Genomic DNA, 24,813 nt, shown 5'->3' on the forward strand with positions numbered 1-24,813 from the left:
GAATTTTATAACAATTTGACTAGTAGTCTAAATCATCCGCATGGCCAGAACCATTCCCAACAAAGTATCCTGTCTTACAGTTTAGAGTGAAGAGATAAGTTCCATCTGGTTTGTAAAGATTGTAATATCCATTGCCATTCACAATATTTACACGTTCCAAGATATATTGGTTTCCAGTGATATATCCACGCGCACGGGATGTCTCAAGGATCTGTTCAAGAACACCATCTGCAAAGGTCCAGGCAGGATTACTACTATCGTTTACAGCAGATTGATTATACGGTACTCGGCTAGCACTTCTTTGCAAATTAACACCTTCGCTTGACAAGCCACTATTAGTAGATGCCGCAGTATCACTTGTTGAAGTAGATGGACTGCTTTCTGTTGTTGGGCTTGACGATTCCTGGCTCGCTACTGTTGTCGAAGCCGTTGTTGTACTTGCTAATTGACTCTTACCAAGGCTGATTGCTTTATCAAGCAGTTTATCAATTTCTGTATTACCAGTCTTGATTTCCGTGAATTTAGCATCCGCTTTGATTTTTGCATTTGTATCCAAGACACCATCTGTAATAGCTGGAGTTTCAAATTGAGAGTTCACTTCTTGGATAGCCTTTATTTGGGTTTCTAAACTATCATATTTTGATTTGGCTAAAGTGTGTTCTCTCGCTCCTTCTAGTTTATCTAGAAGTTCTTTCAATTGATTTAGTTGACTAAACTGGCTATTTTTAAGAGCCGTTTTGTTTTCATCAGTATAAAACGTGTCGTAGAGCGTATTAAATTGTTCATAGACTGACTGATTACTTACCAAACCTGAATCTGCCGCCTTCGTTTGAAGCTCTTGAGAAGAACGCGTAATCTGACGATAAACGTAATAGCCACCTCCAAAAATTAAGAGGAAACCTAAAATAATAGCTGACAAAATTGCCCATTTCTTTTTATTTTGTGGTTCATCATCTGCTTGAGCAGAACGAGACAAGGGTTGAAGTTGTTCTTCATTTCTCTCATAAACCACTTCCTCATAAACCACTGCAACTTCGGAGTTATCAACCTCAGCCATTTCCACAGCTTCCAATTCATCCTTAAAAGGTTGCTCGAGAACTCTCGTTTCCTCTTCTTCGGCTTCTTGGGCAACGATTTCAGTTGTATCTGTGGCTACTACAAGAGCAATCGCTTCCTCTTCCGGACTTAACACATTTTCTTGTTCAGTAGTTTCTCTCACTTCTTGGATCATATCATCCAAGCTTTGAGTAGACTCCTCTTTTTTCGTTTGTAAATTTTCAAATTTGTCTGCTTCGATTTCTTCACGGTGTTGCTTGATATATTTATCTAAGATGGTATCATCTGGAGTCACACCTGCTTCAATCTCTTCGTTCTTACGAATAGCCTGACCAACCGTTAAATCTTTAGCCTCTTCAAATTCAAATTTAGATTCTTGCTCATCCTTGTGATGGCGATCGCGTCTTTTCTTACTCATTTGCATTCCTTTCTACTTTGACATCTTGTCTTTTCACTCGTTGACCAAAATATTGATATAAATCAACTTTCAAAGTACCGTTATAGAGTTTTCGTTTTTTATCTGCCTGACTACCATATTTACTTTCAAAAGCTTCATCACTGGTCAGGATAAACTTACTCCAGGTTTTGAGTGGAGCAAATACGTCTCCCATCTCAGCATAGAGCTTGGTTACCCCTGCGTCATCTGATAAGCGTTCCCCATATGGTGGATTCGAAATAATAACTCCATTAATCTTATCTGTTCGCAAATCCTGCACGCGCATCTGCTTAAAGTGGATATCCTTAGAAACCCCCGCAACCTGAGCATTTGCCTTAGCAATTTCCACCATGCGGCCATCGATATCACAGCCCATGATGTCTAGCTCAATCTCACGATTAATCTTCTTGCTAGCTTCCGTACGAATCTCCTGAATCAAACGATCACTAACCCAATTCCATTCTTCGAAAGCAAAGGAACGGCGTAAGCCTGGTGCCATATTACGAGCAATCATAGCTGCCTCAATACAGAAGGTTCCTGAACCACAGGTCGGATCAATCAAAGGTTTATCTGGATACCAGTTTGATAATTGCAGAATTGCTGCTGCCATGTTCTCTTTAATAGGAGCGCCACCTTTTTCAGTACGATAACCTCGTTTGAAAAGACTAGAACCACTTGTGTCAATCATGACCGTAGCTACATCTTTAAGAATTGAAACCTCTATTTTAAACTCTGGGCCATTTTCCATCAAGGGAACGCCTTCTGGTCGAGCATAATGTTTCTGCAATTTCTTGACAACTGCCTTTTTAGAAATAGCTTGAACACTAGGTTCATTATGAAGTTTTGATTTGACACACTTAGCCTTTGAAATTGGAAAACGCGCTCCAAGTGGTAAATAGTTTTCCCAATCTAAGGCAAAAACTCCTTGAAAAAGTTCTTCAAATGTTTTTGCGGGAAAAGTTCCAACAACAATCTTAATCCTATCTGCAGCTCGTAGCCACAAATTGGTTTCAATAATTGCCTTTACATCTCCTTCAAAGCGAACGCGACCATTCTCAACTTGACAATCATAGCCAAGTGCACGCACTTCCCGACCTACAACAGCCTCTAAGCCTGCTGCAGCAGTCGCGATTAAATTAAATGTTTGTTTCATGTCAGTCTTTAAAGACCTTTCTCTTGTTCACCTTTAAAAAATGAGGTTGAGAAAATTTCTCAGCCCCAACCTATATGCAATTTTCTATAAGCCATGTTTTGTTCCAGAAGTGACTAGGACCACTTCTTTCGATAATCATCTGTCTACCACTAACAGCTAGAAGCTGCTAGCAGTCAGAGTACTACGTTCGTTTCCGCGCACTCCATGCCCCGACCAAAATTTGGGTTGCTAGCTTGAGGGGTTTACCGCGTTCCACTCTCTCTGTTTCCAGAGAGACTTCGTCACTGTGGCACTTTCAGAGCTACTAAAACATATCCGAAAACTTAGTCTATTCACTCGCCGTAACGATTTCTCGTCCCTAGGCTTATGGTTTCGCCTAGCACAAACACTACAGGCATCACAGCCTGTGCTAGCATGGACTTTCCTCATGAAAAGATAAACTCTCCACGCGATTATCCAAAAATTGCACAACTGTATGATTCTTAGAAATCAGAATTTTCTACGATTTGTTTTCCAAATACTTCTTTTTCAAGACGATTCAAGCGTTTCAAGATATCAAAGTTAGTCATAGAAGTCGTACTTCCAAGCTCAGCATGCTCAGATGTTACAGATACAGGTTCCACTTGAGGTTTGTTCGCCAATTGTTCTTTCAATTCTGCGACTTCCAAGCGCAATGATTTAACCAACGCTGCATAGGTTTCATAATCCTTGATAACGTCATCTAAGAATTCATCTACCTCTGCTTTACTGTATCCACGTACCTCTCTTCCGAAATCCTGCTCAAAAATATCCTTTGCTGTAAAAATAATACTTGCCATGTCTCTCTCCATTCTCAGTTACTAGTATTATTATATAAAAAAAGGCAAACAAAAAGCAAGGTCAAAGCCTCAATTTTCGGAAAAATTTTCGGCTATTTCGTTTAAATCCTCAAATGTTAATCTTTTTGTAATATAGTTGTCTTTCTTTTTCATCAGTTCGTAAAAAAATCTCAGTTTTGTTTCGTTTTCTTGATCATAAAAAAGATAGGCCCCATCTGTATTTTCAAGTAAAAAAATCTTGTAATCTCTCAATTGACCCTTATGCTCATAAGCCGGATAGGCATACTTGATAAAATCGACTTGTTTAAAATCACTCAATTTGATCTGATTTGCTTCATTCCAATTCGAGCCATGTGTTTCAAAATCAAAAATAGTCGCTAGTTGGAATCCATAGTCATCTTTCATTTCCTTGGCGACTTCTAAAACCCAATGTTCAAAACCAAGAGAACCTGTAAACACTAGCCATTGCAACCCTTCCTCAGCCAATCTTTCCAAATCTCTTCGAATGGCTTTTTTGATAATTTTTAAGCGAATGTCCTTTTCATTAAACACTCCCAAATCAAAAGCTGAGTATCCCAAAACCAAGGCTGTATGCATTTTTTCACCCTTTCTGAAAACCTTTGTGGTATAATAGAGTGATGTTATTGTACCAATAAGGAGGACTATGGTCAACTATCCACATAAACTTTCATCTAAACCAAGCAAAACTTCTCTACCTCAAACTAAAAATTTCGCAAATCGAGGTATGAGCTTTGAAAAGATGATTAATGCTACCAATGACTACTATCTATCACATGGAATAGCAGTCATTCACAAAAAGCCAACCCCAGTTCAGATTGTTCGGGTCGACTACCCTCAACGGAGTCGCGCTAAAATTGTCGAAGCCTATTTTAGACAAGCTTCAACTACTGACTACTCGGGTGTTTATGAAGGATTTTACATAGATTTCGAAGCAAAGGAAACCAGACAAAAAAATGCTTTCCCGATGAAGAACTTCCATTCTCATCAGATACAGCATATGGAACAGGTTCTTGAACAAAAGGGAATTTGCTTCGTCCTAATCCATTTTTCTTCTTATCAGGAAACATATTTATTACCGGCGATTGACCTTATCCGTTTTTATCAACAGGATATGGGGAAAAAATCAATGCCGCTTGATTATATTCGAGAGCATGGTTATGTGATTGAACAACAAGCCTTCCCTCAAATACCTTATCTCGATATAGTCAAACAACATTTACTAGGTGGTAAAACAATATGAACAAACAACTTATTTGGCGCATTGCTAAATATCTAGGAATTGGATTTTTAGCAGCCTTTATTGCTGCAATATTGATTGGTGGAAGTGTCTTCTTCTACTATGTATCTAAAGCACCAGAACTTTCTGAAAGCAAACTTGTCGCAACAACTTCAAGTAAAATTTACGACAGTAAAAACGAATTGATCGCTGACTTAGGAGCCGAGCGTCGTGTCAATGCTCAAAGCAATGAAGTTCCAATTGAATTGGTCAATGCAATTGTCTCTATCGAGGATCACCGTTTTTTTAACCATAGAGGAATCGATAGCATTCGAATAGCTGGAGCTTTCCTGCGAAACTTAACTAGTAGAGGTGGACTCCAAGGTGGTTCAACCTTGACGCAACAGTTGATAAAATTAACTTACTTTTCAACTTCTTCGTCAGACCAAACAATCTCACGTAAGGCCCAAGAAGCTTGGCTAGCTATTCAGTTAGAAAGAACTGCGACCAAGCAGGAAATTTTGACATATTACATCAATAAAGTATACATGTCAAATGGTAACTATGGGATGCAGACTGCTGCTCAAAATTACTATGGTAAAGATTTAAAAGACCTTTCTATTCCACAACTTGCTCTTCTAGCCGGAATGCCACAGGCACCTAACCAATACGATCCTTATTCCCATCCAGAAGAAGCAACAGAACGTCGTAATCTAGTCCTATCAGAGATGCAAAAGCAAGGTTATTTAACAGCTGAGCAATATGAAACGGCTATAAACACACCTATCACTGATGGTTTACAAAGTCTTAAAGGAAGCAACTCCTACCCTCCATACTTAGACAATTACCTCAAAGAAGTGATTGAACAAGTTGAAACAGAGACAGGCTACAACCTTTTAACTACTGGAATGGATGTCTACACTAACGTAGACCAAGACGTTCAAAAACGACTTTGGGATGTATACAACACGGATGAATATGTAAACTATCCAGATGATGAAATCCAAGCAGCTTCTACTATTATTGATGTATCAAATGGTAAGGTTATTGCTCAACTCGGCTCTCGCCACCAAGCCAGCAACGTATCTTTTGGTATTAACCAAGCCGTTGAAACCAACCGTGACTGGGGTTCTACCATGAAACCAATCACAGACTATGCCCCCGCATTAGAGTATGACATTTATGACTCTACTGCCTACATGCTCAAGGATGTACCATATAACTTCCCAGGCACCAGCACTCCAGTCTACAACTGGGATCGTGGCTATTATGGTAACATCACTCTTCAAACTGCTATCCAACAATCTCGTAACGTACCAGCAGTTGAAACTCTCGATAGAGTTGGACTCGATAAAGCCAAAAAATTCTTAAACGGACTTGGCATTGATTATCCAACCATGGTATATGCAAACGCAATTTCAAGTAATACGACTGAATCAGGTAAACAGTACGGTGCAAGTAGTGAAAAAATGGCTGCCGCCTATGCTGCATTTGCTAACGGTGGTATCTATCACAAACCAATGTATATCAATAAAATTGTCTTTAGCGACGGTAGTTCAAAAGAGTTTTCTGATCAAGGTACTCGTGCTATGAAAGAAACAACCGCCTATATGATGACAGAAATGATGAAAACAGTATTATACTCTGGTGCAGGTCGAGACGCTTATATATCTTGGCTCCCACAAGCAGGTAAGACAGGTACATCAAACTATACAGATGATGAAATTGAAAATTACATTAAGAGATACGATTATGTCGCACCTGATGAAAATTTTGTAGGATATACCCGTAAGTATTCTATGGCTGTTTGGACAGGTTACTCTAATCGCCTTACTCCTATCACAGGAGATGGTTTCAGAGTTGCTGCAAAGATCTACCGTTCTATGATATCCTATCTCTCAGAAGATGATTCCCCTGGTGACTGGACAATGCCAGAAGGACTTTATAGAAGTGGAGATTACGTCTTTAAGGATGGTGCACGAAATAATTGGATAACCCAAACTCCCCAACAACCTATTACAGAAGTTTCAAACGTAACAACTGAAAGTCAAACCTCTGTCACTGAGACTACTGACTCTAACACCACCCAAACCCCTTCGACACCAAATACTAATCAAAATCCTCAACAGACCCCTCGACAAAATCAAAACTCTCAAAGGCAACAATAATCAAAAAAGACCTGGGAAACATCTTCCTAGGTCTTTTATTAATGAAAAAGTGGAGTTAATTACTAACTCCACCTTCTTTTATTTTACATGGTTTGCAAGATCTTCTTGCACTTTTTTATTAGATTCTTCTTTTTCTTTCTTCCATTTATCTTGAGCTTTTTGATATTCATCAGCAGTTACTGGTTTATCTTGAAGTTCAAGGTACTTGTACAAGAGGGCTTCACTCATACCCTTGTTACCTGAGTAAGCAAATGGAAGGGTGAATGGTACCATCTTAGACAACATTGGACGTCCAGTTTGAGAAGTTGTTGGGATAATCAAAGCACTATCTGTCAACCAAGCTTGGGCAGCAGCATATTTATCATAACGTTTTGAAACATCTGTGTCTTCATTACCAGCTTCAACAACCATCTTTTCGTAATCTTCCAAACCAACTTGTTTTGCAGCAGCGTTGTTTGTACCAGCATCAAATCCTAGATAAGTCTTAGTGTTTTCACCAACAGATGGTTTGATGATATCAAGGTAAGTAGATGGGTCAATGTAGTCTGGAGACCATCCAACGTTATCTGAGAGATCCCAATCTTCTCCAGCAGCTGTTTCAGCAAAGTAGGTAACATTAAGAACTTCATCTTTTTGAAGTTGTTGAATGTCAATGACAACATTGTCAGTTCCTAACGTTGCTTCAAGCGATTGTTTCAATGATTGAACACGTTGAACTTTTGTAGTATTAGTCTGGTCAACTGGCATATCCAAATGAATTGGGAATTGAACGCCTTCTGCTTGGAGAGCTGTCTTAGCTTTAGCAAATTCTGCTTTCGCTTTTTCAGGATTGTATAGACCATCTTGAGCGTCGTCTAGATTCACATCTTTCCACTCGTCACCATAGGTTACCAATTTTTCTTTAACTAAGTCACCAAAGTTTTTACCATCAGCTTGAACAAATGTTGGTGGTACGAATAAGTTACGAAGTAGTTTTGTCGCTCCACTTTCTCCATTGACCTGAGAAGCATAGGCTGTTCTATCAAAACCAAAGGCAATGGCTTGACGAAAGTCTTTGTTTAGGAGAGCTTTTTTAGTTGAAATTTTTTGCTCATCTGTAGTCTTAGAGGTGTACTTGTAAGACTGACGATCAATATTTGTCCCAACCAAGAAAGTTGCAGAATCTTGTGGTGTATAAACGATGTTGTCTTTAAACTCTTTTTCAAGTTTAGGATATCCTGCACTTGTTGGGAAGAGACGAGCCATTGAGAAGCCGCCAGCCTTAAAGGTGTCTGCAAGTTTGTCTGTATCTTGACCATCCCAGAATGATAGTTTTACTTTATCAATATGAACATTGTCCTTATCCCAGTAGTTTGGATTTTTTTCAAATTCTACTGAAGATTTAGCTACCAATGATTTCAACAAGAAAGGACCATTATAAAGGATACTGCTTGGATCAGTTGCTTTGGCAAAGTCACTTCCTTTGGAAGTAAGGAATTCTTCATTGACCGGTGCAAGAACACCCATAGTTGTTTTAGAGTTCCAGAAGCTTTCAGGTTTGTTCAAAGTGTATTGAACTGTCTGATCATCAATTGCCTTGATTCCAACTTCAGAAAAGTCTTTAACTTCACCTTTCACATATGCATCCAGACCCTTAATAGAATCTTGGACGAGATAAAGGGCTTCTGATTTATTATCAGCTGCATATTTAAGACCTGTTACAAAGTCTTGAGCTTTCACAGCTGCGTACTCCTCACCTTCAGAAGTATACCATTTAGCATCTTTACGAATTGTATAGGTATAAGTCAAACCATCTTGAGATACAGACCAGTCTTCTGCCATTGATGGCACAAAGTTTCCGTAGCGGTCATTTTCCATCAAACCATCGATGACGTTACTAGTGATATTAGCAGTTGCAGCTTTACCAGTTGTCAAATAGTTGAGGTTGTCTGGGTCAGTTTCATACACGTAAGAAAACGTATTTCCACTTTTTGCGCTCGAACCTGAACAAGCTGCCAAAACACCTGACGCTAACAGAGTCACCCCTGCTAGGGCCATTACTTTTGAAAATTTCATAATAAACTCCTTTATGACTTTTTATACATTATAGTCCCTTTTTCGCCAAGTGTCAATACAATTTTCAGAATTTTTCAAATTGATTTGAAAATATTTTTTCCTATTTCTAACTTTTCAATAAACATCTGATACAAAATTCTTTTTTTGACAATTATCAAATAAATCTTTATGATATAATGAAAGAAGAAAGTTGAAAGGAAATACTATGACAAAAGAAGTTATTGTTGAAAGTTTTGAACTTGACCACACCATTGTTAAAGCACCTTATGTCCGTTTAATCGGAGAAGAAACAGGTCCAAAAGGAGATATCATTTCTAACTTTGATATCCGCTTGGTTCAACCAAATGAGGACTCTATCCCTACTTCTGGACTTCATACCATTGAGCACCTCTTGGCTAAGCTAATCCGTACTCGCATCGACGGTATGATCGATTGTTCACCATTTGGTTGTCGTACAGGGTTCCATATGATTATGTGGGGACGTCATTCTAGCGCTGAAATCGCAGCTGTCATCAAGGATTCACTGAAGGAAATCGCTGAAACAACAACTTGGGAAGATGTCCCAGGAACAACTATTGAATCTTGCGGAAACTACAAGGATCACAGCCTCTTTTCTGCTAAGGAATGGGCAAAATTGATTCTCCAACAAGGAATCTCAGACGATGCCTTTGAACGTCATGTCATCTAATAATAAAAAAGAAACCAGCTTTTGAACTGGTTCCTTTTTTTATTTTCAAAATCTTGATTTAGGCTTTTTCACGAATGACCAAAACACCATCTTCCATGTCAGCTTCTAGGTGTTTAGCATCAAGGTTATCCAAGTGGAAGTCTGTGACTTTGTCACGGATTTGTTGTTCAACCACACGACGGAGTGGACGAACACCCATGACTTCATCGTAGCCTTCTTCAGTCATGTATTCTTTAGCAGCTTCGCTCACTACCAAGTCAATGTCTTTCTTAGAAAGTGTCTTGTTAACTTCAACCAACATAAGGTCTACAATCTTAGAAAGATCTTCTTTGCTCAAGTGTGAGAATTCAATCACAGCGTTGAAACGGTTCAAGAATTCTGGACGGAAGTAAGGTTTCAAACGATCCATAAGTTCTGGTTTATCAGCATCTTCTGTCAAGTTAGCTTCGTAACCAAAGCCTGCGTTTGAAGTTGCGATAATCACCGTATTCTTGAAGTTGACAGTATTACCTTGACCATCTGTCAAACGACCATCATCCAAGACTTGAAGGAGAAGGGTGATGACTTGAGGGTCAGCCTTTTCAATTTCGTCGAGAAGGACGATTGAGTATGGGTTACGGCGAACACGTTCTGTCAAGGTATTGTTGTTGTCATCATAACCAACATAACCAGCTGTTGTACCAATCAATTTAGAAACGGCTGTGCGGTCGCTGTATTCTGACATGTCCAAACGGATGATGGCATCCTTCGTTCCGAACATATCAAGCGCTAATTGTTTGGCCAACTCAGTCTTACCAACACCAGTAGGACCTACAAAGAGGAAGCTACCGATTGGACGGTTACCTTCGTCAAATCCTGCTCGATTACGGCGGATCGCACGTGCTACTGCCTCAACAGCTTTATCTTGACCGATAACCTTAGTTTGCAAACGGTGGCCCATATCTTTCAATCGTTCGATATCGGTTGCACCCATTTGTGATACTGGGATTCCAGTCATCCGTTCGACAGACTCAGCTACATCATTTACAGTAGCTGTAACCTTGTGATCTTCTGTATGATTAGCAATTTGCTTTTCAAGCTCTTCGATACGGACTTTTGCATTTAGAGCTGCTTCGTAATCTTCTTTAGCCGCAGCTTCTTCTTGTTTAGTTTTTTCCGCTTGAATTTCGTGCTCAACTGCATGTACATCTGTAACTGGGTGTTGTGCTGCCAAGTGAGCAGCTGTCACATCCACAAGGTCAATAGCCTTATCCGGCAAGCTACGTTGTGGAATATATTGAACAGAGTAATCAACGGCAGCTTTCAAGACTTCATCTGGCAAAATAACATTGTGGTGTTGTTGATAAAGATCTCGAATACCTTGAAGAATCTTGAAAGTATCTTCAGCAGATGGAGCATTAACTTTTACTTCATTAAAACGACGAGCAAGGGCTGCATTTTTCAAGATGGTATTACGGTATTCATCTTGAGTTGTTGCCCCAATCACTGTCAATTCCCCACGTGAAAGAGCTGGTTTCAAGATATCAGCAAGACCTTTAGACCCTTGACCATCACCTGTGCTACCAGCACCAAGGATTTGGTGAATTTCGTCGAAGAAAAGTATAATATTTCCAGCTTCTTTGACTTCGTTTACCAAGTTTTGAATGTTTTCTTCAAAGCTACCACGGTATTGAGTACCAGCTTCAAGTCCAGAAATATCAATAGAAATGATCTCTTTGTTCTTGATTGCTGCTGGAACATCACCATTTACAATTGCTTGTGCAAGCCCTTCAACTACAGCTGTTTTACCGACACCAGCATCACCGACGAGAACTGGATTATTCTTTGTGCGACGAGAAAGAATTTCAGAAGTTTCTTGGATTTCTTTATTACGTCCAATCACTGGGTCCAACTTCCCTTCACGAGCTTCTGCTGTTAAGTTACGTCCAAGTTTTTCAAGAATCCCATCTTGTTTCATACCTTTACCTTGAATGTACTGAGTTTGTTCACTTCCTTCGCTTGGAAGTTGACCGGTTTGACGGTAAATAGCGAATTCTTCAGGTGTTACTTCACGGCCGTTAATCAAGTAACGACGATTTTCTGAACTGTATCCACGCATACCGCCCATCAATTGGTTAAATAAATTATCCATGTTGTTAAAGTTATTAAAGTTGTTATTCATATTTCATACCTCGTTTGTTTTCAAATTTACTTAGTCAAAATAATTTGACCTTATCTGACCTTTGTTTCAAAAAATTTAGACTAGCTATTTGCTACTCTACGTATAATTTCAGGTTTTTCTTTATCCAATACAGGTTTTTCGATTGGACTTCTAAAAATACTAATGTTAACCATAGGTTGTACCTCTTTTCTAGGTTTTACCCATACTTTGATCTTAAGATACTATATACAATCACCTTAAAATCAAGGTTTTCTAAGGACTTTCATTATCCTTATGTTCTCAGTATATCACTTTGGTCAGTTTTAGTCAACATATTTGACCAAATTTGACTATTTTTTTTTAAAAAAATTTTTATAACAAAAAAACCAGTCAGAGTGACTGGTTTTTGATTTACTATTTATAAATCTTAGCTCAATGCATCATCCATTGAAAGAACTTCGTGGAAGACACGTTGTGTTAATTCAGTTTTTTGTTCCGGAGTAAGGTATTTAGTGTTTACACAGTATCCAGAGATACGTACGATTACGTCTTCACCTGACATGATCTTTTCGTAAACATCGTTCAAGTCCATAACGTTCAAGTTAACGTGTTGTCCTCCGTTTTCGAAGTAACCATCAAGGATTGTTACCAAGTTATCAACTTGTTCGTCACGAGTTTTACCAAGAGCACGTGGTGAAACTTGAGTTGTCAATGAGATACCATCAGCTGCATAACCAAAGTCAAGGCTAGCAAGTGAGTTCAAGTTTTGCAACCATCCACCTTTAGCTTTGTTAGATGGGTTAGCACCTGGTGAGAAGAATTCAAGTTTAGACAAGTTCACAGAACCATCTTCGTTGAGGTATACACCTTTGTGGACTGGTGAGTTACCAGTTTGTTTAGAGTAAGCAACGTTAGATGTGATTGTCAAAAGTGATACAGTAGCTTCTGCGTCTTTGTAAAGTTTGTGGCTACGTAGACGAGTTGTGTAAGCTTCGATCAACCATTCTGCCAATTCGTTTGAACGTGGGTCATCTTCACCCCAACGTGGGTATTCCCCGATTGTTTCGTAATCGTAGATGTAGCCATTTTCGTCACGGATTGGTTTAACTGTAGCGTACTTGATAGCTGACAATGTATCAACAGTGTTTGCGAAACCACAGATACCGAATCCCATGTTAGCACGTTGTTTAGTTGGCAAGAAGGCCATTTGAACAGCTTCGTAGTTGTACTTATCAGTCATGTAGTGGATGATGTTCAAAGCATCTACGTAAGTGTCAGTCAACCAGTCAAGAGATTTTTCAAAGTTAGCTTTAACTGATTCGAATTCAAGGACTTCGTCACGGATTGGTTCGATATCAAATACTTTGTAGTCTTTATGAACATCGTCATAACCACCGTTCAAACCAGTAAGAAGAGCTTTAAGAACGTTAACGCGAGCACCGAAGTACTGGATGTTGTGACGTTGATCTTCGTTTTCTGGGTCAAGTGGAGACACACAACATGAGATACAGCTCATTTCACCGTATCCGTCTTTAGCCATAGTTGTAACACCTTCGTATTGGATTGAAGAGTGTTTGTGGCTCATGTGCATACAGTAGCGACGGAAGTTGTATGGCAATTTGTCAGTCCAAAGAACTGTCAAGTTTGGTTCTGGAGAGTTACCGATATTGTCAAGAGTGTTCAAGAAACGGTAGTCCATCTTAGTAACACGGTGACGACCGTCGTTACCCATACCAGCCATAGATGTTGTGATGAAGGTTGGGTCACCTGAGTACAATTGGTCATAAGCTTTTGTACGAGCAAATTTAACTGTACGAAGTTTCATAACGAAATCATCAATAAATTCTTGGATTTCTGATTCAGTAAATGTACCACGAGCAAGGTCACGTTCTGCGTAGATATCCAATACGATTGGCACACGTCCTAGAGATGTTGCTGCACCGTTGATAACACGGCAGACAGCCATGAAGGCAATGTTTACCCATTGGATAGCTTCTTTAACGTTCATCGCTGGTTTGCGAACGTCAACTCCGTAAAGATCACCCAAGCGTACAACTTGTTGCAATGCTTGATATTGAAGGTTGATTTCTTCACGAAGACGGATTGTTTCTTCATCGATTTCTTCGATTGAGTTCCAATCGTTCACTTTTTCTTGCATCAAGTAGTCTGCACCGTAAAGAGCAAGACGCGCATAAACACCGATGATACGTCCACGTGAGTATGCATCTGGAAGACCAGTTACAGTGTGAGCGTGGCGAGCACGACGGATGTTTGAAGTGTAAGCACGGAAGATACCGTCGTTAACAGTTGTTACATATTTTGTGAAAATTTCGTGAACAGCTGGGTCTGGCTCGTATCCATTTTCTTTCAAAGTAGTTTCAGCCATACGGATACCACCTTTTGGCATGAAGTTCAATTTGAAGAGTTCGTCATTTTGGATACCAAAGATAACTTCGTTTTCTTTGTCGATGAATCCTGCAGGGATATCAGCGATAGAAGTTGGACGAGTGTCCATTGGGAAACGAGTTTCTTCGTAGTGTGCTTTAGTTTCTTCTACGATTTTTTTGATGTGAAGTGAACGCTCTGTTGGTCCTGCAAGGAAGCTTTCATCTCCATCATAAGGTGTGTAGTTAGCTTGTACAAAGCGTGATACACTTGCTTTTTCTTTCCAGTCAACACCTTTAAAGCCTTCCCAGGCTTTGTCAAAAATGTCCTGTGCTTCAACAACTGTCTTAACAACCATGTTAATGTCCTCTTTTATCTTTCTAGTAACAGTAATCTGTTACATTCATGTATTCAGTATAACACACAGTAAACGATTTCAACAAGTGAAATTACTATTTTTCAACACTTTCTTTTATAATACAGTTGTTATTTTAGTACAAACTGTATTATATTTTTGAAAAATAATTAGCTATTTCCTATTTTTTCAGAAAAAAGGTATAATAAGGCTAGAAAAAATACTAAAGAAAGGCCATTTCATGCTGATATTTCCACTGATGAATGATTTATCCCGTAAAATTATCCATATTGACATGGATGCCTTTTTTGCTGCTGTAGAAATTCGTGACAATCCTAAACTTAAAGGCAAACCCGTTATTATTGGTAGCGACCCTAGGAAAACAGGTGGTCGGGGTGTTGTTTCAACCTGTAGTTATGAAGCTAGAGCATTCGGCATTCACTCAGCCATGAGTTCCAAAGAGGCTTATGAACGCTGTCCTCAAGCTATTTTTATTTCTGGGAACTATGAAAAATATACTACTGTTGGCCAACAGATTCGAGCTATTTTTAAACGATATACGGATAAAATTGAACCCATGAGTATCGACGAAGCCTATCTAGATGTAACTGAAAACAAGCTTGGTATCAAATCTGCTGTTAAAATTGCTCGTTTAATTCAGCAGGATATCTGGAATGAATTGCAATTAACAGCTTCTGCTGGTGTATCCTACAATAAATTTTTAGCTAAAATGGCAAGTGACTATCAAAAGCCTCGTGGTTTGACAGTCATTCTTCCTGATGAAGCTGAAGATTTTCTCAAACAAATGGATATCGCTAAATTCCACGGTGTGGGCAAGAAAACAGTTGAAAAACTCCATCAAATGGGTGTATATACGGGTACTGACCTTTTAGAGATTGCTGAAATCACTCTCATTGATCGTTTCGGAAGACTCGGCTTTGAACTATATCGTAAGGCTCGAGGTATAGATAACTCTCCCGTCAAATCAAATCGTATCCGTAAGTCTATTGGTAAAGAAAAAACTTACAGTAAGATTCTAAGTCTAGACGAAGATATTAAAAAAGAGCTAACTCTCCTTTCGGAAAAAGTTGCTCTTAGTCTTCAAAAATATGAAAAAAGTGGTAAGATCGTCATTTTGAAAATCCGCTATGCTGACTTTTCTACTTTGACAAAACGAAAAACACTAAATCAACAAACACAAGACTCTGAAGAAATTGCTCAAAGTATTATCCAACTCTACGAAACACTGAGTGATAAAGACAAGGGGGTCCGTTTATTAGGAGTCACTGTGACTGGATTTTAAAAACCTTGAAGGAATCTACCCTCAAGGTTTTTTTCTTATACAAATAGTCGAATGAAGCTATAAAGTAGCAACACACTCCCAAGGACAATACGGTATTTACCAAACACTGTAAAGTCGTGTTTTTTGACATAGCTGGTCAAGAAACGAATGGCAACCATGCTGACTGCAAAAGCCACTACCATTGCTACCAAGAGCAAGAAGAATTGACCAAAACTCAAGACTTCTCCAGCCTTGATGAATTTAAAAATCTTCAAAGCGCTGGCTCCAAACATAACTGGAATTCCTAGATAGAAGGTAAATTCTGTTACCACTGAACGACTAGTCCCATTCAACAAACCACCTACGATAGTTGCTCCGGAACGGCTAGTCCCTGGTAGAAGGGCCAAGACTTGAAAAAGACCGATATACAATGCTGTTTTGTAAGGTAATTTGTCTAACTCAGTAACTGTTGGCTCAATCGCTTGCGCTTTGTTACGTTTTTCAAGATAGATAAAGGCAACCCCATAAACAATCAACATGATGGCTACTGAAACCATATTATGGAAGTGAGTATCAAACCAATCATCAAACTTAAAGACTAGGAGAAGAGGTAGGGTCGCAACAAAAACTTTGGACCATAATTGCCAAGTTCTACGAACTTGAACTTTATCCTTACCTGGTTTGAAGGGATTAAGCTTGTTAAAGTAGATAACCATAACGGCTAAGATTGCACCCAGCTGAATGACTACGTTAAACATAGACATGAAGGCTTCATTTTGATCTTTATACTGGATAAATTCTTCTGCTAAAATCAAGTGACCAGTACTTGAAATCGGCAACCATTCCGTAATTCCTTCAACAATACCAAAAAAGATTGATTTTAAAATTTCAAAAAAATACATAGATTACTCCTTTTTCTATCCTCCATTATATCATACTTTTAAAGGCTGTGTTGAGTTTTATTTAGAAAGCACCAACACTTCCACCACCGCCACCGCCTGAGAAACCACCACCAGAGCTACCGCTTCCGGATGATACAGAAAAGGTACTTGCTGTATTTGCGACACTGGCATAATGGCTCATTTGCGCTGTTGAATGGTAAAACATGCTATGCCAGCCATAGGCTACATAGAGATTGATATCTGGATTTTCAACTTTGATCTGGTGAACCTTCATCAAATGGCTAACCTTGTCAGCATATCCAAACAAAGTTGCATACACTAATAGACGATTCCAAACAACAATACTTTCCAATTCAGCCTGATCCAGTCGTGCAATGTCACGCAACATATTTTCAAAACTGGTCCAGAGATAGTAGACTTCTGCTCCTGCTTCATTTAGGACACCATCACGATTATCTAGTCGAAGCTTCCAATAATAGAAAACAGCCAAAACTAAACCTAGAAAACCAAGTACTGGCAAAGGGAGGTAAAAATAAGCATGAACATCTAAACTGTACAAGAACAAACCAAATCCGATAAATAGAGGTAGGATAGTAGAAAGTCCCATACCCACTTGCAAGGCCTTTTCCACACCAGTTAAAGGACGATAGTAATCTGGGAGCCCCCAGAAGTTAACCCGATTTCTCACTCCTTCTTGCATCTCTTTCAATGCTTCTTCGAAAGAGGATTTTAGCTGACGCCCCCTTGCTTGAATCCGTTTTTCATCAGCAGCTTTGGCTCCACGATAAAGACTATCAGATACCTTGTAATCCGCAAACAAATTGGAAAGAGTTGTTTCTTTTTTGCCTGAAAAGGCCAGATTTAGGCAGTCTTTTTCAAAGCTTGATAAACCATCTTCTTTTACCAGCCTCAAACCAACTGCGTCTCCCTCTGAAATAATAGAGACATTCCCACGGTCAATCACATCTAACAAGGTAGCTTGAATAAGTTGGTCAAAGGTGAATTTACCTGCTCCTTTGGTTAGAGGACTCACTTCCTCCAAGGAGGTCGAGTAGACAGCCTCTGATAAAACCATAGGCTCTAATTCCATCGGCGGTTCATAGAGACGATGATTTTTGGCATATTCGACTGAAGGAGTGGTTTTTCTTCTATAGATGTAATAGAAGCAGATACTCAATAACAAGGAGATGGAAAGTATTGAAGGAAATACCCAAGTAACGAGTTGTTTACTCTGATCTTTTTCTCTAACAATCGACTCTTCTATCTTATTAAACTCTTCTAAACGATTTCCTTTTAAGCCCTGATCTGTAGCGCTAGCAAAATCAGTTCGAGGCCAGTAGGCGTGCAACTCAACTCCGCGCTTAGACGGAAGATTGTCTAAACGAATAGTATAGTCATGACCACTCTGTTCAATCCTTCCATCTCTATAGAGTTGCCCTGTGTGGAAAAAGAGTTTTTCGGCCCCATTATCTCCCATCACATGAAACTCAAATTTTTCAATAGATTCTGAACTATCTGTTAAGGGTTGCCAATTTAATTCAGCGATATCATCATATAAGAAAAGAAGATTTTTCAATTGCCAGGTAAGTTCCACTTCGACCCTGTCCCCTTCCTGACCTGGATTATAGACTTTAACAGTATAACCATTCGTTTCTTCTGTCACTTCGCTAGTAAGATTTTCGATTTTATGACCATTTTTAGATACCTCAACCTTTGGCTGAGGATCAATATAAAATCCGCTAGGCATCTTGCCAGCACGTCCAAGTCCCACGATTTGGCCCTTAAAGTCCTCCTCAAACTGATAAACTATCTTCTGTCTAAATTCTGCTGTATTGTCTGCATGAATATACAGTTCTCCCTTATAGGATGGAATGCTGAAATCCACGGCAAAAACCAATTTTGGAACAATTATCAGACAAGTAAATATAAGTACTATTAACCATCTTTTTTTCATAATATAGCCTCTTTTGACCTTTTTCTCATTATATCATTTTTTTACAAGTAAGGGTTTACTAAGATTGAAAAAGTTCCGCTTTTTCGATACAATAGAGGGAGCCATTTTTAGACTAGAAATAGGAGAAAACATGAAAAAATTATGCTTATCTATCCTTGCTAGCTTAGCCCTTACTCTAGGACTAGTTAGCCAGGTCCAAGCCGATGAATATTTACGCATCGGAATGGAGGCAGCTTACGCACCATTTAACTGGACTCAAGATGACGACAGTAATGGCGCTGTCAAGATTGATGGAACAAACCAATATGCTAACGGTTACGATGTTCAAATTGCAAAAAAAATCGCTAAAGATCTGGGTAAAGAACCACTCATTGTAAAAACAAAATGGGAAGGACTTGTTCCAGCCCTGACTTCTGGAAAGATTGATATGATTATCGCAGGTATGAGTCCAACCGCTGAACGTAAGCAAGAAATTGCCTTCTCAAGCAGTTACTACACCAGTGAACCAGTACTTTTAGTCAAAAAAGATTCTGCCTATGCAAACGCTAAAACACTAGATGATTTTAAAGATGCAAAAATCACTTCTCAACAAGGTGTTTACCTTTACGACTTGATCCCTCAAATTCCAGGCGCTAAAAAAGAAACTGCCATGGGTGATTTCGCACAAATGCGTCAAGCTCTTGAAGCTGGTGTCATTGACGCTTATGTTTCTGAACGACCAGAAGCCCTAACTGCTGAGTCAGCAAATGCCAAATTTAAAATGATTCAGCCTGAACCTGGTTTTAAAACTGGGGAAGAAGATACCTCTATCGCTATCGGTCTTCGTAAGGATGACGAACGTATCAGCCAAATCAATGCTAGCATTGAAACCATCTCTAAAGATGAACAAGTTGCCCTAATGGATCGTATGATCAAGGAACAACCTGTTCAAGCTACAACTACTGAAGAAAACAGCAGTAATTTCTTTAGCCAAGTTGCTAAAATTCTAACTGAAAACTGGCAACAACTCTTGCGTGGTGCTGGAATCACACTTTTAATTTCAATTATCGGTACCATCGTTGGTCTCGTTATTGGTCTTGCTATCGGTGTTTTCCGTACTGCGCCTCAATCTGAAAATCAATTTATCTACGTCATTCAAAATATAGTTGGTTGGATTCTCAATATCTATATTGAAATTTTCCGTGGAACTCCTATGATTGTACAATCTATGGTTATCTACTATGGAACTGCCCAGGCTTTCGGAATTAACCTAGACCGTACTCTCGCTGCTATCTTTATCGTTTCTATCAATACCGGTGCCTACATGACCGAAATCGTTCGTGGTGGTATCCTAGCTGTTGACAAAGGACAATTTGAAGCAGCTACTGCACTTGGTATGACTCATAATCAAACCATGCGTAAGATCGTTCTACCTCAAGTGGTTCGAAACATTTTACCTGCAACTGGTAATGAATTTGTCATCAACATCAAGGATACTTCTGTATTGAATGTTATCTCTGTTGTAGAACTTTACTTCTCAGGAAATACAGTAGCAACACAGACTTACCAGTACTTCCAAACCTTTACTATTATCGCAGTTATCTACTTTGTCCTCACCTTTACAGTAACACGTATCCTACGCTATATCGAAAAACGGATGGATATGGATACTTACACTACAGGTGCTAACCAAATGCAAACGGAGGATTTGAAATAATGAATCAACCCATTCTTGAAATCAAACACCTCAAAAAATCCTATGGACAAAACGAGGTCCTAAAAGATATTTCCCTTACTATCCATAAAGGAGAAGTTATTTCTATCATTGGAAGTTCCGGTAGTGGTAAATCAACCTTCCTACGTTCGATCAACTTACTTGAAACACCAACTGAAGGCGAAATCCTATATCACGGTGAAAATGTCCTCGAAAAAGGCTATAACCTCACTCACTATCGAGAAAAACTAGGAATGGTCTTCCAGTCCTTCAACCTCTTTGAAAACCTAAACGTGCTTGAAAATACAATCGTTGCCCAAACAACTGTACTCAAACGTGATCGCTCAGAAGCAGAGAAAGTCGCTAAAGAGAACCTTGAAAAAGTTGGAATGGGAGAGCGCTACTGGCAAGCTAAACCTAAACAACTTTCTGGTGGGCAAAAGCAGCGTGTTGCTATTGCTCGTGCACTTTCTATGAATCCTGATGCCATTCTCTTTGATGAGCCTACATCAGCCCTTGACCCTGAAATGGTCGGTGAAGTTCTCAAAATCATGCAAGATTTAGCTCAAGAAGGCTTGACCATGATCGTCGTAACCCACGAAATGGAATTTGCTCGCGATGTATCACACCGTGTCATCTTTATGGATAAGGGTGTCATTGCAGAAGAAGGCAAACCAGAAGATCTATTTACTAATCCCAAAGAAGAACGTACAAGAGAATTTTTACAACGCTATCTTCGATAAGAAAAAAGACTGCAATGGCAGTCTTTTTTTTATTTCCAAAAATGAAAAGGCAGATTCTTTTCGAACCTGCCTATATCCAAAGACTAATCTTCAAATTTTTCATGATTTTTATTGTAGAAATCAATTAAGCCGAGGGCTGTTTCAAAGGAAATGTTTTTAACTTTTGCACGTCCTTGAGCCAAAGCAATGATAGACATCTCACGGGCATTCGTTTCCTTAGAAATACGATACCCTGTGATCTTCTTATCACGAACCCAGCTAACAACTGCTTCTACTTTTTCAAAGTTAGACTTAGCCATGTTATTCTCCTATTTTTTTCTTTGCGCAACTTCATTCTATATGTTTTTATAATATTTGTCAATTAAAACACATATATTAATAAAGTTATTGCGTTAAGATTATAATTATTTAGCTTTCAAAGCTGATAATATATGGGTTCGAATATCTTCAACTCCATTAGGATTTGCTGGCAAGAATATTGTATTATTTCCTTGTTTATCTGCAAAATTATTCAATGTATCCAAATACTGATTAGTTAATAGGATTGACATAATTTGTTCTTCAGTTAATTCGACATTGGCTCCTTTTAACTCTTTAATAGAATCAGCAAGTCCATCAACAATTGCTTTCCGCTGCTCTGCGATCCCCACACCATGGAGGCGATCTTTTTCTGCCTCAGCTTCTGCCGCTGTAACGATCTTAATTTTATCTGCTTCAGCCAATTCTTGAGCTGCCACTCTCTTACGTTGGGCAGCATTAATTTCGTTCATTGATTGTTTGACTTCTGCATCCGGCTCAACTTTGGTAATGAGCGTCTTAACGATAATATACCCATACGTTGACATTTCTTCCGCTACTTGCTTTTGAACTTCTAATGCAATTTCATCTTTTTTCTCAAACAATTCATCCAAAGTTAACTTAGGAACAGATGAGCGCAATGCATCTTCAATATAAGATTTGATTTGAGCTTCAGGTCTCATCAATTTATAGTAAGCGTCTGTAACGTTTAACTCATTTACACGATACTGAGTTGCGACATTCATAGTCACAAAAACGTTATCTTGGGTTTTGGTTTCAACCACGATCTCACTTTGTAAAAGGCGTAGCTGCACACGAGCTGCAATTTTGTCAATGCCAAATGGTGCCCGTAGATGAATACCACTATTACTTAACTTTTGATACTTACCAAATCGTTCGATAATTGCAACAGACTGTTGACGAACGACATAAACAGAGCTCACTAACATAGCTCCTACAATAAGCATTAGAATCACTAGAACAAGTAAAACTTGTAAAACCATGGGAATCTCCCCCTTTCTTCACTTACATTATAGCACTCGTATATAGGTTAGGCAAATGATATGATAAAAATTTTATAGGATATTAAACAAGCATATTATATAGAGTTTCATTCCCATTCAAGTTAATATAAGACGGATCAAATTTCTCCATTCGGTGAATCAAGCCCGCATAATCATGCTTGTTAGCAAGAGCAATCCCGATTAAGACTGGTCCTGTTCCCTTGCTAGCACGTTTAATATACTCAAAACGTGTGATGTCGTCATTCGGTCCTAAAATATCATTTACAAACTCGCGAAGTGCACCTGGACGTTGTGGGAAGTTTACCACAAAGTAATGCTTGATTCCATCGTAAATCAAGGCACGCTCTTCCATCTCTGGCATACGGTTGATATCGTTATTTCCTCCAGAGATGATACAACAAATAGTCTTACCTTTTATATAATCTGACAGTACTTCCAAAGCTGCTACACTAGCAGCACCTGCAGGCTCAGCTACAATCCCCTGTTTAGAGTATAGATCTATCAATGTCTCAGAGATTAAACCTTCATCCACTCCGATAAGCGTTTCAACATTTTTACGGGTTGCTTCATAGGTCAATTGTCCAACCTTCTGCACAGCAATCCCGTCTGCAAACTTATCGATTTCTTTGAGTTTAACCGGACCTCCAGCCTCAAATGCAGCCTTCATGGAACGAGCTCCGTTGGCTTCTACACCCAGAACTTCAATAGCCGGATTCGTTTCCTTTATATAAGTAGAAACTCCTGCAATGAGTCCTCCACCTCCTACAGGCACCAAGACAGTATCAAAATCAATGGATTCTTTTCGCGCTTCTTCTAAAATTTCATAAGCTACTGTTCCTTGACCAGCTTGAACATAGGGATCATCAAAGGGATCAATAAAAGTACGATTTTCAGCAACTGTATAGTCCTGAGCCGCCTTAGCTGAAGCATCAAAGGTATCTCCTACCAATTTGATAGTTACAAAATCTCCACCAAAGAAACGAACCTGACCAATTTTCTGTTGAGGCGTTGTAATTGGCATAAAGATTGTTGCAGGAATTTTCATCTCGTTACAAGTGTAGGCAACACCTTGAGCGTGATTTCCCGCTGATGCGCACACTACACCACGTTCACGTTCTTCCTTAGTCAATTGTGAGATGGCATAATAAGCTCCACGAATTTTAAAAGAGCGGACTCGTTGAGCATTTTCTTTTTTGAGATAAATTTTAGCTCCGTATTTTTCTGATAAATAATGATCGTAGTCAAGTGGTGTATTGGCTACGACACCACTCAGAACCTTGTGGGCCTTCACCACATCTTTTGCACTAAGCATAATCTTCTCCTTGATTCTTTTTCAAGATAAAAAGCGGGTTAGGTACCCCCCAACTCGCCTTCTATTTTTATTCTCAAAAATTAGTTGTAGATTTTGAATGCGTCATCGTCGTTTTTACCAACAAATGGCATTGCTTTACGCAACTCTGCACCAACCTTTTCAATTTCAAGGTTAGCTGCTTGTTCACGGTAAGCAGTCAATTTTGGACGTCCAGCTTTGTAGTCGTTCACAAAGTCGTTGGCAAATGTACCATTTTGGATGTCCGCAAGAACGGCTTTCATGTTTTCTTTCACTTGTTCAGTGATAACACGTGGACCTGAAACGTAGTCACCGTATTCAGCTGTGTTAGAAATTGATTGACGCATTTTCTTGAATCCACCCTCGTAAATCAAGTCAACGATGAGTTTCATTTCGTGAAGTACTTCAAAGTAAGCCAATTCTGGAGCGTATCCAGCTTCCGTCAAGACTTCAAAACCTGCTTCGATAAGGGCAGTCAAACCACCACAGAGAACGGCTTGTTCACCAAATAAATCTTCTTCAGTTTCTTCTTTATAAGTTGTTTCCAAAAGACCAACGCGTGCTGAACCAACACCTTTACACCAGTCCATGGCGATATCTTTAGCATTTCCTGTAGCATCTTGGTAGACAGCGTAAAGTGCTGGAACACCAAATCCTTCTTCATAAGTACGACGTACCAAGTGACCAGGTCCTTTAGGCGCACACATGAAGACATCTACATCCGCAGGAACTTTGATGAATTCGAAGTGGATGTTGAAACCATGTGCAAATCCAACAGCATTACCAGCTTCCAAGTTTGGAGCAATTTCTGCTTCGTACAATTCTTGTTGGATTTCGTCTGGAGCCAAGATCATGATAACATCAGCCAATTTAGTTGCTTCTGCTACTGTGTAAGTATCAAAACCATCTTCTTTTGCTTTGTCAAAAGATTTACCTGGACGAACACCGATGATCACATCGTGACCTGAATCACGCAAGTTTTGAGCGTGAGCATGACCTTGTGAACCATAACCGATAACAGCGATTTTTTTACCATCAAGTGCTGCTACTTTTACATCTTTTTCGTATTCCATTTGAACTGCCATAGTTTTTCTCT

Annotated in this window: 19 protein-coding genes and 1 other RNA gene; 6 read left to right on the top strand and 14 right to left on the bottom strand. The window is 39.2% G+C overall.

The window, feature by feature from the left end; all coding sequences use genetic code 11:
* Positions 1 to 19: 19 nt before the first annotated feature.
* The 5 genes from mapZ to QM859_RS05125 form a co-directional block, all read right to left on the bottom strand.
* Entirely contained in the window at positions 20 to 1,474 is a 1,455-nt protein-coding gene (mapZ, locus tag QM859_RS05105) for a cell division site-positioning protein MapZ (protein ID WP_414262340.1), read from the bottom strand.
* Positions 1,467 to 2,645, bottom strand: coding sequence for a THUMP domain-containing class I SAM-dependent RNA methyltransferase (locus tag QM859_RS05110; protein WP_414262341.1), 1,179 nt, complete (start codon positions 2,643 to 2,645; stop codon positions 1,467 to 1,469). The genes mapZ and QM859_RS05110 overlap by 8 nt, the downstream gene beginning before the upstream one ends.
* An 82-nt stretch (positions 2,646 to 2,727) precedes the next feature.
* Positions 2,728 to 3,109: RNase P RNA component class B (gene rnpB / locus QM859_RS05115), an RNA gene on the bottom strand.
* 18 nt (positions 3,110 to 3,127) lie between these two features.
* Positions 3,128 to 3,463 carry a cell division regulator GpsB gene (gpsB, locus tag QM859_RS05120; RefSeq protein WP_414262342.1) on the bottom strand — a complete coding sequence of 112 codons (336 nt, stop codon included), beginning with the start codon at positions 3,461 to 3,463 and terminating at the stop codon, positions 3,128 to 3,130.
* A 69-nt stretch (positions 3,464 to 3,532) separates the two neighbouring features.
* Positions 3,533 to 4,060 carry an SLOG family protein gene (locus QM859_RS05125; protein ID WP_414262343.1) on the bottom strand — a complete coding sequence of 176 codons (528 nt, stop codon included), beginning with the start codon at positions 4,058 to 4,060 and terminating at the stop codon, positions 3,533 to 3,535.
* 67 nt (positions 4,061 to 4,127) lie between these two features.
* Here QM859_RS05125 and recU point away from each other — a divergent pair, with 67 nt between their 5' ends.
* Together recU and pbp1a are read left to right on the top strand one after the other, a co-directional pair.
* On the top strand, positions 4,128 to 4,724 hold the full coding sequence (gene recU, locus QM859_RS05130; protein ID WP_006150093.1) for a Holliday junction resolvase RecU: 597 nt from the start codon (positions 4,128 to 4,130) through the stop codon (positions 4,722 to 4,724).
* Positions 4,721 to 6,868, top strand: a complete 2,148-nt coding sequence (pbp1a, locus tag QM859_RS05135) for a penicillin-binding protein PBP1A (RefSeq protein ID WP_414262344.1) — start codon at positions 4,721 to 4,723, stop codon at positions 6,866 to 6,868. The genes recU and pbp1a overlap by 4 nt, the downstream gene beginning before the upstream one ends.
* Positions 6,869 to 6,946: 78 nt before the next feature.
* On the opposite strand, the gene QM859_RS05140 is transcribed toward pbp1a, so the two are convergent.
* Positions 6,947 to 8,923, bottom strand: a complete 1,977-nt coding sequence (locus tag QM859_RS05140) for a peptide ABC transporter substrate-binding protein (protein ID WP_414262345.1) — start codon at positions 8,921 to 8,923, stop codon at positions 6,947 to 6,949.
* 205 nt (positions 8,924 to 9,128) lie between these two features.
* Between QM859_RS05140 and QM859_RS05145 the strand changes: the two genes are divergently transcribed.
* Complete coding sequence (locus QM859_RS05145; protein ID WP_045614382.1) at positions 9,129 to 9,611, top strand: S-ribosylhomocysteine lyase; 483 nt, start codon at positions 9,129 to 9,131, stop codon at positions 9,609 to 9,611.
* Between the two features lie 58 nt (positions 9,612 to 9,669).
* On the opposite strand, the gene QM859_RS05150 is transcribed toward QM859_RS05145, so the two are convergent.
* Positions 9,670 to 11,772 carry an AAA family ATPase gene (locus tag QM859_RS05150; protein WP_414262346.1) on the bottom strand — a complete coding sequence of 701 codons (2,103 nt, stop codon included), beginning with the start codon at positions 11,770 to 11,772 and terminating at the stop codon, positions 9,670 to 9,672.
* A gap of 406 nt (positions 11,773 to 12,178) precedes the next feature.
* A complete protein-coding gene (pflB, locus tag QM859_RS05155) occupies positions 12,179 to 14,494 on the bottom strand; it encodes a formate C-acetyltransferase (protein ID WP_414262347.1) in 2,316 nt (771 codons plus the stop codon).
* A 238-nt stretch (positions 14,495 to 14,732) separates the two neighbouring features.
* Between pflB and dinB the strand changes: the two genes are divergently transcribed.
* On the top strand, positions 14,733 to 15,794 hold the full coding sequence (gene dinB, locus QM859_RS05160; RefSeq protein ID WP_414262348.1) for a DNA polymerase IV: 1,062 nt from the start codon (positions 14,733 to 14,735) through the stop codon (positions 15,792 to 15,794).
* A gap of 35 nt (positions 15,795 to 15,829) precedes the next feature.
* Here dinB and QM859_RS05165 read toward each other — a convergent pair whose 3' ends face one another.
* Positions 15,830 to 16,675 carry an undecaprenyl-diphosphate phosphatase gene (locus tag QM859_RS05165; RefSeq protein WP_036756966.1) on the bottom strand — a complete coding sequence of 282 codons (846 nt, stop codon included), beginning with the start codon at positions 16,673 to 16,675 and terminating at the stop codon, positions 15,830 to 15,832.
* A gap of 61 nt (positions 16,676 to 16,736) precedes the next feature.
* Complete coding sequence (locus QM859_RS05170; protein WP_414262349.1) at positions 16,737 to 18,629, bottom strand: DUF2207 family protein; 1,893 nt, start codon at positions 18,627 to 18,629, stop codon at positions 16,737 to 16,739.
* A gap of 130 nt (positions 18,630 to 18,759) precedes the next feature.
* On the opposite strand from QM859_RS05170, the gene QM859_RS05175 reads away from it, so the two are divergent.
* Positions 18,760 to 20,325, top strand: a complete 1,566-nt coding sequence (locus QM859_RS05175; RefSeq protein WP_414262350.1) for an ABC transporter substrate-binding protein/permease — start codon at positions 18,760 to 18,762, stop codon at positions 20,323 to 20,325.
* Positions 20,325 to 21,065, top strand: a complete 741-nt coding sequence (locus tag QM859_RS05180) for an amino acid ABC transporter ATP-binding protein (RefSeq protein ID WP_006151554.1) — start codon at positions 20,325 to 20,327, stop codon at positions 21,063 to 21,065. Before QM859_RS05175 ends, QM859_RS05180 begins: the two co-directional genes overlap by 1 nt.
* Before the next feature lie 83 nt (positions 21,066 to 21,148).
* On the opposite strand, the gene QM859_RS05185 is transcribed toward QM859_RS05180, so the two are convergent.
* The 4 genes from QM859_RS05185 to ilvC all read right to left on the bottom strand — a co-directional run bounded on the left by QM859_RS05185 (position 21,149) and on the right by ilvC (position 24,802).
* On the bottom strand, positions 21,149 to 21,364 hold the full coding sequence (locus QM859_RS05185; protein ID WP_004251963.1) for a capsule biosynthesis transcriptional regulator: 216 nt from the start codon (positions 21,362 to 21,364) through the stop codon (positions 21,149 to 21,151).
* 105 nt (positions 21,365 to 21,469) lie between these two features.
* Positions 21,470 to 22,366: an SPFH domain-containing protein gene (locus QM859_RS05190; RefSeq protein WP_004251962.1), complete on the bottom strand. Its 897-nt coding sequence runs from the start codon at positions 22,364 to 22,366 to the stop codon at positions 21,470 to 21,472.
* An 82-nt stretch (positions 22,367 to 22,448) separates the two neighbouring features.
* Positions 22,449 to 23,699 carry a threonine ammonia-lyase IlvA gene (gene ilvA, locus QM859_RS05195; protein WP_004251960.1) on the bottom strand — a complete coding sequence of 417 codons (1,251 nt, stop codon included), beginning with the start codon at positions 23,697 to 23,699 and terminating at the stop codon, positions 22,449 to 22,451.
* Positions 23,700 to 23,779: 80 nt separating this feature from the next.
* Complete coding sequence (ilvC, locus tag QM859_RS05200) at positions 23,780 to 24,802, bottom strand: ketol-acid reductoisomerase (RefSeq protein WP_223356143.1); 1,023 nt, start codon at positions 24,800 to 24,802, stop codon at positions 23,780 to 23,782.
* Positions 24,803 to 24,813 lie beyond the last annotated feature (11 nt).

The organism is Streptococcus infantis, assembly GCF_047463175.1.
GTDB classification, from domain to species: domain Bacteria; phylum Bacillota; class Bacilli; order Lactobacillales; family Streptococcaceae; genus Streptococcus; species Streptococcus infantis_AC.

What these genes read in the sequence shown, in the direction of transcription:
- QM859_RS05165 (WP_036756966.1), bottom strand. Translation starts at nt 16,675, where the DNA reads ATGTATTTTTTTGAAATTTTAAAATCAATCTTTTTTGGTATTGTTGAA.
- mapZ (WP_414262340.1), bottom strand. Translation starts at nt 1,474, where the DNA reads ATGAGTAAGAAAAGACGCGATCGCCATCACAAGGATGAGCAAGAATCT.
- pflB (WP_414262347.1), bottom strand. Translation starts at nt 14,494, where the DNA reads ATGGTTGTTAAGACAGTTGTTGAAGCACAGGACATTTTTGACAAAGCC.
- QM859_RS05125 (WP_414262343.1), bottom strand. Translation starts at nt 4,060, where the DNA reads ATGCATACAGCCTTGGTTTTGGGATACTCAGCTTTTGATTTGGGAGTG.
- pbp1a (WP_414262344.1), top strand. Translation starts at nt 4,721, where the DNA reads ATGAACAAACAACTTATTTGGCGCATTGCTAAATATCTAGGAATTGGA.
- QM859_RS05110 (WP_414262341.1), bottom strand. Translation starts at nt 2,645, where the DNA reads ATGAAACAAACATTTAATTTAATCGCGACTGCTGCAGCAGGCTTAGAG.
- gpsB (WP_414262342.1), bottom strand. Translation starts at nt 3,463, where the DNA reads ATGGCAAGTATTATTTTTACAGCAAAGGATATTTTTGAGCAGGATTTC.
- QM859_RS05145 (WP_045614382.1), top strand. Translation starts at nt 9,129, where the DNA reads ATGACAAAAGAAGTTATTGTTGAAAGTTTTGAACTTGACCACACCATT.
- dinB (WP_414262348.1), top strand. Translation starts at nt 14,733, where the DNA reads ATGCTGATATTTCCACTGATGAATGATTTATCCCGTAAAATTATCCAT.
- QM859_RS05180 (WP_006151554.1), top strand. Translation starts at nt 20,325, where the DNA reads ATGAATCAACCCATTCTTGAAATCAAACACCTCAAAAAATCCTATGGA.
- recU (WP_006150093.1), top strand. Translation starts at nt 4,128, where the DNA reads ATGGTCAACTATCCACATAAACTTTCATCTAAACCAAGCAAAACTTCT.
- QM859_RS05170 (WP_414262349.1), bottom strand. Translation starts at nt 18,629, where the DNA reads ATGAAAAAAAGATGGTTAATAGTACTTATATTTACTTGTCTGATAATT.
- QM859_RS05190 (WP_004251962.1), bottom strand. Translation starts at nt 22,366, where the DNA reads ATGGTTTTACAAGTTTTACTTGTTCTAGTGATTCTAATGCTTATTGTA.
- QM859_RS05150 (WP_414262346.1), bottom strand. Translation starts at nt 11,772, where the DNA reads ATGAATAACAACTTTAATAACTTTAACAACATGGATAATTTATTTAAC.
- QM859_RS05175 (WP_414262350.1), top strand. Translation starts at nt 18,760, where the DNA reads ATGAAAAAATTATGCTTATCTATCCTTGCTAGCTTAGCCCTTACTCTA.
- QM859_RS05185 (WP_004251963.1), bottom strand. Translation starts at nt 21,364, where the DNA reads ATGGCTAAGTCTAACTTTGAAAAAGTAGAAGCAGTTGTTAGCTGGGTT.
- ilvA (WP_004251960.1), bottom strand. Translation starts at nt 23,699, where the DNA reads ATGCTTAGTGCAAAAGATGTGGTGAAGGCCCACAAGGTTCTGAGTGGT.
- ilvC (WP_223356143.1), bottom strand. Translation starts at nt 24,802, where the DNA reads ATGGCAGTTCAAATGGAATACGAAAAAGATGTAAAAGTAGCAGCACTT.
- QM859_RS05140 (WP_414262345.1), bottom strand. Translation starts at nt 8,923, where the DNA reads ATGAAATTTTCAAAAGTAATGGCCCTAGCAGGGGTGACTCTGTTAGCG.